The sequence below is a fragment of the Urechidicola vernalis genome, assembly GCF_031846385.1.
In the GTDB taxonomy this organism is placed as follows: Bacteria; Bacteroidota; Bacteroidia; order Flavobacteriales; family Flavobacteriaceae; genus Urechidicola; species Urechidicola vernalis.
The window spans coordinates 164,195-171,551 of sequence record NZ_JAVRHV010000007.1; the positions used below are offsets into that span (position 1 = coordinate 164,195).

Sequence of the window (7,357 nt, forward strand, 5' to 3'; positions counted from 1 at the left end):
TTGTTCTATACCGTCCCAATATTGTCATTCCTTTTTCATGTCAGGCGGTAAAATTCCTATGCGTTTCACCAAGTCTTCAAACCTAGGGTCCGATCGCAATGGATCGCAATTGGGATGCATATGAATAAGGGCTGACCAAGGTTCCCTAGATTGATAAGCACTTTCTAAAAACTCAAAAGCCAGATCAATTTTATTCATTGTAGCACTCAAAAATGCCAGATGAACCGAACAGGGGACTTTGTTTGATAATTCTACTAACTGATTGAAACATATTTGAGCTTTTTGGTCTTGTTCCAACAATGCAAAACACATCCCCAGCTCAGCCAAAGACCATGGATGCAGCTCCGAAATGTCCAATGCATTTCTGTGTTCTTTCAGAGCATCTTCATAACGATTGCTTAGTTTAAGTGCCATGCCCAGATGATAGTGATTATGAAAAGAATTTGGATCAAGGGTAACTGAATGACGAAGTTGCTCGATGGATTCTTTATATCTTCTTGCTACCCAGAATGCAACCCCCAGGAAGTTATGATTGAAGTTTTCATTTGGATTGAGTTCAATTGCTCGTCGTGCTTCATTAATTGCATTATCATGATCATAAATCATCCAAGAGAGGAAAGCAGAATACCTGATATGGGCAAGGTCAGAGTTAGAATCCAATTTCAAGGCCTGTAAGAAATGCTTTTGTGCTTTTTCAATATCCCAATCATAAAACATACTAATCCATCCCTTTGTAACATGTGCATCAGCCAGATTTGGATTGAGGCTAAGCGCTTCATCTAATGCAGCGTTACCCTCGTGTGATACTTTAATTGGGTCGACAAATCCCAGATCACCAAGTGTCTGATATGTTGTTCCAATTCCTGCATGTGCATATGCAAACTTGGGGTCGAGTTTAATGGCAGTTTGAAAATGTGTTAGCGCCTCTTTTACAGAAGCATCCAAACGATGAATTAAGAAACGACCTCGTAGATAAGCATCATATGCCTGTATGTTTTGTGTAGAAGGTAATTTTTTGTCCTTACCACTAATGTTAAGAGTCAGGTTTAATCGTTCGGCAATAGCATGAGCAATCTCATCCTGTATGGTAAAGATATCATCTATTCGCCTGTCGAATTTCTCCGACCATAAATGATAACCATTTGCTGCATCGATCAACTGTGATGTAACACGAATTTTAGAACCCGCCTTTCGAATACTACCTTCAAGAATATGACCTACTCTCAGCTTTTGTGCGATATCTGAGATATCCAAATCCTTCTCTTTTAAGGCGAAAGTCGAAGTTCTCGAAACCACATTTAAATCTTCCGCTTGAGCTAATATGTTGAGTAATTCCTCAGTTAAACCATCGCAAAAATATTCCTGCTCTGGATCCGAACTTATGTTTACAAACGGGAGAACGGCAATAGATCTATCTTGAGTATTTTGACCAGTTTTCTGTCCCTTTTTCGCCTCCCTTTTTTGATCAATGATTACCTCATAAATCCGAACAGGATATTCTATGTTTTTTAATATCTGCTCCTTGATATACCGGGTTTCAATACCTTTATTATGGATGTTTCTTGAGATAGATTCCGAAACATAAATTCCACCCGATGGTGCCAGCGCCTCGATCCTTGAAGCAATATTTACGCCATCACCTAAAACATCGTTATTTTCAAATACAACCTCTCCTTGATGAATTCCAATCCTCAAAGAAATGTTTTCCAACATATCGCAAGATTTCTGAATATTGATGGCACAATTGACTGCATCTGAAACAGTATCAAAGCTCAATAAAACACCATCCCCCATTTCTTTCAACCACCTTCCATTGTACTCCTTTATTGAAGATTTATGTAACAACTTATTCTGTTGAAGAAGCTTAAAAGCAGCGTTCTCGTCTTTATTCATCAAAGCCGTATAACCAACAATATCGGTAAACATGATGGCCGCAAGCTTGCGTTCCGATGAGGAATACTGGCGATTTTTAGACATATGAGATTTTTAAGCTATACACGAAGATAGAAAAAAATTGGAAAAGAATTAGAGAGCATGGAATGGTATAGAACGGTTTGTGTATGAGTTGTTGCGAGGGTTAGCACTTAATTTTGCAAGTACACACCAAACTGAAAATCCGCGCGGATTTTCCGAAGTAGGTGAGAACAAGCAATTACTTATAGCCATTGTTAGGCACAGTTTTTAATCTATTTTAAATCCTTCTTTTATAAAGTCGATAGCTTTCAAGTGTGCTTCTGTTTCTAATTTTACGGACCCCCAGTTTATTACGTCATGTCCTGTGTCCTGACACATATAACTTTTTACCTCAACTTTATGTTCTTTTAATTTTCTAATATATAATTCTTCTTCTGCTCTTGATATTTCATTTTCTCCATAAATATTATAAGTCAGCGGTAACCCTTTTAGATTATCCGACCAGAGAGGTGAACCATATCTACTTCTAACTTCGTCTTGGCTTGTGAAGTATAAATCCTTGCATTCAGTCCATGATGAACCACCACCATCAAGAGCAGCATAAACAAGAAGTTGGAACTGAAAGTCAGGACTATTTCCTGTATCGATTGCTCTTAAAGCAGTTGATGCTGCAAAATAGGCACCAGCACTTTCACCCGATATTGCAAAATTATTCTTATTAATACCGAGTTCTTCGGCATGTTTGAATATCCAGTCCGATGCTTCATAGACATCGTTATGAGATGATGGATATTTATTTTCAGGTGCTAATCTGTAATCAATTGCTATTACAACTACATCTGCTTTTTTGCTTAGGTATCTACAAATTTCATCATGACTATTAAGGCTTCCTGCAACCCAGCAAGCTCCATGAACATAAATTAATCCAGGTTTTAGGGTATTTACATCTGAATTATATATTCGAATATCTACTGGCCTGTCTTTTAATTGGATGGTTTTATCAAAAGTTTTAACTTCATAATTTGATGAGTCTGGTTTTATTTGCTCTACTTGTTTACGAAATTGGTTAATACTTTCCGTAGTAGATAACCATGCATCCTGAGCTGCTTTTTTTGTTTCTACCACCTGCTAAATATTTCAATTTCAGTTTTTGGATTCTTATCATCATTTGGGTCAATTGCAATATTTTCATTCACTTCCAAACGAATTGGAATTCCATCTTCTTTTAAGACATTATGAAACCTAAAAGTCCAAACATATACAACAGATATTGCAACAATAATTTGTGATAAATTTATTAAATTTTCCATTTTATTTTATTTAGTTTTTCCTACTCATATGGCTTTTCGGAATTCGCCCCGTTTTTTAATAAGCTTCTGGTCTCACTTTTTAGTTACGTTGTATAATTACAGCTAACAGACCTGCTAAACGGAGTTCTGTGTTTTAAGAGTAAATATAAAGAATTTGAACAACTATTATTGAAGTATTGGACTTCCTAATAAAGTTCGATAATAGTTCATCAAATAAATAATGTAATTATCGTTATTTGTCAAATTCTGATTATTGGGAGCGCAAAGCACGTAGCAACAAAAGTTCAACGCTAGTTGAATGTGTCACAACGTTTACGTATAAGAATAGTAGCGGGTTTTTATACACTAATTTTTCAGTTAAGAACAGACCTTTTTTATATTTACTTACTTTCGTTTTAGCGATTAGATTGCTATTAATTTTATACATTGTTAGCCTTTCGTTATTTCTCTTTTAATCTACGTTTTTGTTCGCTATAGGGAATTCCATTCAGTATCCAATCTTGGGCTTCTTCACCTTTTAAGTAATGTCCGAACCACTTTAGAATTTTCTGTTGATAATCAGATGCATTCTTGTCCTCTCTCACACCATGTCCTTCTTTTGCATAAACAAGCATTACAAATTGTTTTCCCGCTCTTCGGGCTGCATTGTAATACTCGATTCCTTGTCTCCAATTTACATTCATGTCATTGTCACCAACTTCAAAAAGAATTGGTGTGTTCAAAGTTTCAACATTCATTACAGATGAATTTCGAATGTAATTATCTGGTGATTTCCAGGGTGGGCTTATCATACGTTCTTGAGAGATTTCAAAATGATTATTTTCAGGGGATCCTCCAAATGCCGGTGTGATTGCCAAGTACATAGAAATAAAATCCGTTAAGCCAGCACCAGCTACACTTGCTGCAAAAATGTCTGTTTGAGTAGGAACAAAACCTGCTTGATAACCGCCCCATGAATGCCCTATTAGACCAACCCTTGAAGGATCAACATCACCTTTTGCTATTACCGCCGCAACTGCGTTCTCTAATGTTTTTGTAGATGAAATCCCTGGGTCTCCAGGTATGAATTCTATATCTGGCTTCAATACAAAATACCCCTCTTGTTGCCAGACAGTAGTATTATAGTAGTTAGTCTTAGAAGGTATAGTGTATCTATGATACCTATCTGAAAGCTTTTCATAAACGTAAGTGATCATAGGATATTTCTTACCCTTTTGATAATTTGCTGGATAGTAGAGAATTCCTTGAGCGTTCTTATTTTTAGCATTATTAAATGTTACTAATTCAGCTTCACCCCAAGCATATTCATCCTGAAAAGAATTCGTATTTGAAACTGCCATCGAATTTGAAAAATTCGAATTGGTAATATTTAGATTTGGAGATTGGTCATAAGACTGTGATTTATAGGTTAATAAATTTAGTTCTTGATAAGGTTGATCTAATTGATAAATACTGACATCATCATAGATAAGTGTTTTTAGTTTTTTTCCAATAATGCCTTTAGCGAATCCAGATTTTTTAGATTTTTTTCCTCTCAGTGAAAAGAACTGTTCTTTCTCCAGATCAAAAAATTCATCTTCATCATAGACAAACCGATGTCTACAAATAATTTCATCTTCTTTTCCTGAAGTAATACGTTTTGAAGGATCGCCATTAACAAATCCTTGCCAAACATCAAATTCAGAATTGATCAGAAATGAGCTACCATCTTCACTCCATGCGGACAATCCACCTTCGTAGGGAGGTTTTTGATCTACTGGATAATCGTAGGAATCACCTTGAATAAACGTGCCCTCTAAATTAGATGTAATATTAGCGGATGATCGTTTTTCAATATCATAAAGATGTAAATTGTTATCTTTTATAAAAATGAAATATTTGCCATCGGGACTTATTCGTGAAGTTCTATTAATGTTAGTTAAAACCTTTTTCTTTTCACCATTTTCAATATTGACAATATAAATGTTGTAGCTAGGCCTGCCAAACATAGCATCGAATGAATAAGGAGACTGATCAAAACCGATCATCATTTTATTATTAACCTGCAAACGAATACTTTCAACTAGTTCATTGCTAAGAGCCAGACTGTTGTTTTTATCAACATGCCATACATATTGGATTGGTTCCTCCGAGTCTTTATTTGCACTTTTCTTTTGCTGAGTAATCATCAATTCATCCTTGCTATGCCAAATCTCTACATCAGGAGCTTCATATTCATCAACGTCTTTTTTACTTTTTTTATCTTTCTCTTTCTTTTTTGTTTCCTCCTTTTTTTCGGTCTGTATCCAGGAATATGTTTTAAAGAATACGCTATTTCCGTCCTCTGAAACCCTAATATTATTGGATAAGATTCTTGTGGCCTCAGGAAATGATTCTGTTTCATTGGGATTAAAGCTTGAGAATTTAGGACTCAATGTTGAAAAGTCTTTCCAATGAAGTAATTGGTAGGAAACCTCTTCCGATCGCTCTTGTTTTATCGATTTTATGGCAAATAAATAATCTGATTTTTTACCCCATTGTAGTTTAGAGTAGATCTGTGCTGACTGATCCAATACTTTTAAGATTCCTTGATTCGGATCATATAATTGAATGCCGTTCGCTGTTGAATCTTTGGTTTGCATAATCATCGCTAATAGCTCTCCTTTCTGTTGCCATTCAAAGGATTTTATATTTCCAAAACTCATTTGAGATTGAGTTTTAAGGTCTCGTATTAAAAGTGTTTTGGCCCCCTCATTTTCCCTAAGCATTGCGAGATAAGAATCTTTCTCACTGAAGCTGTAGTTTAGAACACCCGACAGAAGCAAGGTGTCAGCGTTCGTCAAATTGATCAAAACTTTGTCGTTGACCTTAGTCTTTTGCTTCTTATCTTTTTTATCCTCTTTATCTTTAGCCTTTTGTTCTCTACCACTCAGAACTTTTTCGTAGACGAACCACTTACCAGTTTTAGAAAACTTTGCTTTTGCCGAGTTGGGGTAGGAATTTGTAGTCTGCTTTTTAATATTATAGAGAAAAGTCATTTTGTCTTTATTTATCTGGTCTACTTGATAGCTTGACCAATTGCCATCCTTCGAGATCGAAGTGTTTCTCAATATTTCCCATTTCCCATATTCTTCTGGTGTGATTTTTTTCTTCTGCTGTGCTTCTAAACAGTTTACAGATAGCATCGTGGTTAAAATTACCAATAGCGCAAGAAGTGGTTTTTTGATTTTATTTTGATTCATATTTTTTTCTTTCTAATGAAGGCTAACGGTTAGGCTATGATTTGGTTGTGGAAAATGTCGGAGACTTTTCCGCTGTAGAAATCAGCCGATTGGTTCGTTAAATTTATTAATTTTTGTTTAAATGTAACAATGAATTATAGCCATTGTTGTAAACAGGTTATTTTTCTAAAATGTTATTTATTATATTCCCTTTTTCATCCAATACTTCAATTTTTGGAGAATCATTAGAATCTATATAAAGACGCAGTCGGTCAATTCCAGATTTATCTTGAATGAATAATCCTGTTTCTCTATTATATTTTTTTCCGATAAACAATCTGGGCTCATTTATTGGATTTCCATCATTCATTTCTCTCAAATAATCCATTTTCTGTTGATAGCGATACCCAACCTTGTCCAGAGAATCCAAAGTTTTTTGCAATACATCTGGCGTTAACTTTTTATCCCTTTCCCATAGTTGTAAGCCATATTGATTATCTCCATTATTATTTGAAGATTGCTTCAATTGCATTACCTGATCATTTTTGTATTGATCGACAGATAAGAAAAGATTGTTTCCTCCACTTTCTTTATTTCCATAAAAAGCTAACCCTCCAATTTCATCTTGCTCCTCATTAAAAAAAATAATTCCCGGTGGTCTTTCTCTCGGGTCTAGAGTTTCGCCATTATGCATTCCAGGATGTTGACGGACCTGATTACTTATTACCATCTTTAGTTTACCGTCGGGTTCAATTATATTAATGCGTTCAACGGTAATTTCGTCAAATTTTTGGTTTGAATTGATAGATTTGAAACTAGTCAAAAAAATAAATCCTAAAATCAAGGTCAATGTTATTGAGTAAATTTTTAAAATGAAATTTTCTTTTTTCATCGATAGTCTTTTTAATTGTTTACAACAGACCTGCTAAACGA

5 protein-coding genes are annotated in these 7,357 nt (G+C 35.1%); all 5 read right to left on the bottom strand.

Features of this window, described 5'->3' with window-relative positions; genetic code table 11:
* Positions 1 to 24 precede the first annotated feature (24 nt).
* On the bottom strand, positions 25 to 1,977 hold the full coding sequence (locus RM519_RS12755) for an adenylate/guanylate cyclase domain-containing protein (RefSeq protein WP_311594206.1): 1,953 nt from the start codon (positions 1,975 to 1,977) through the stop codon (positions 25 to 27).
* Positions 1,978 to 2,181: 204 nt separating this feature from the next.
* Positions 2,182 to 3,039 carry an alpha/beta hydrolase gene (locus RM519_RS12760; RefSeq protein WP_311594207.1) on the bottom strand — a complete coding sequence of 286 codons (858 nt, stop codon included), beginning with the start codon at positions 3,037 to 3,039 and terminating at the stop codon, positions 2,182 to 2,184.
* Positions 3,033 to 3,224, bottom strand: a complete 192-nt coding sequence (locus tag RM519_RS12765; protein WP_311594208.1) for a hypothetical protein — start codon at positions 3,222 to 3,224, stop codon at positions 3,033 to 3,035. The genes RM519_RS12760 and RM519_RS12765 overlap by 7 nt, the downstream gene beginning before the upstream one ends.
* Positions 3,225 to 3,664: 440 nt before the next feature.
* On the bottom strand, positions 3,665 to 6,445 hold the full coding sequence (locus tag RM519_RS12770) for an alpha/beta hydrolase family protein (RefSeq protein WP_311594209.1): 2,781 nt from the start codon (positions 6,443 to 6,445) through the stop codon (positions 3,665 to 3,667).
* Positions 6,446 to 6,602: 157 nt separating this feature from the next.
* A complete protein-coding gene (locus tag RM519_RS12775) occupies positions 6,603 to 7,316 on the bottom strand; it encodes a hypothetical protein (RefSeq protein WP_311594210.1) in 714 nt (237 codons plus the stop codon).
* Between the last annotated feature and the right edge of the window lie 41 nt (positions 7,317 to 7,357).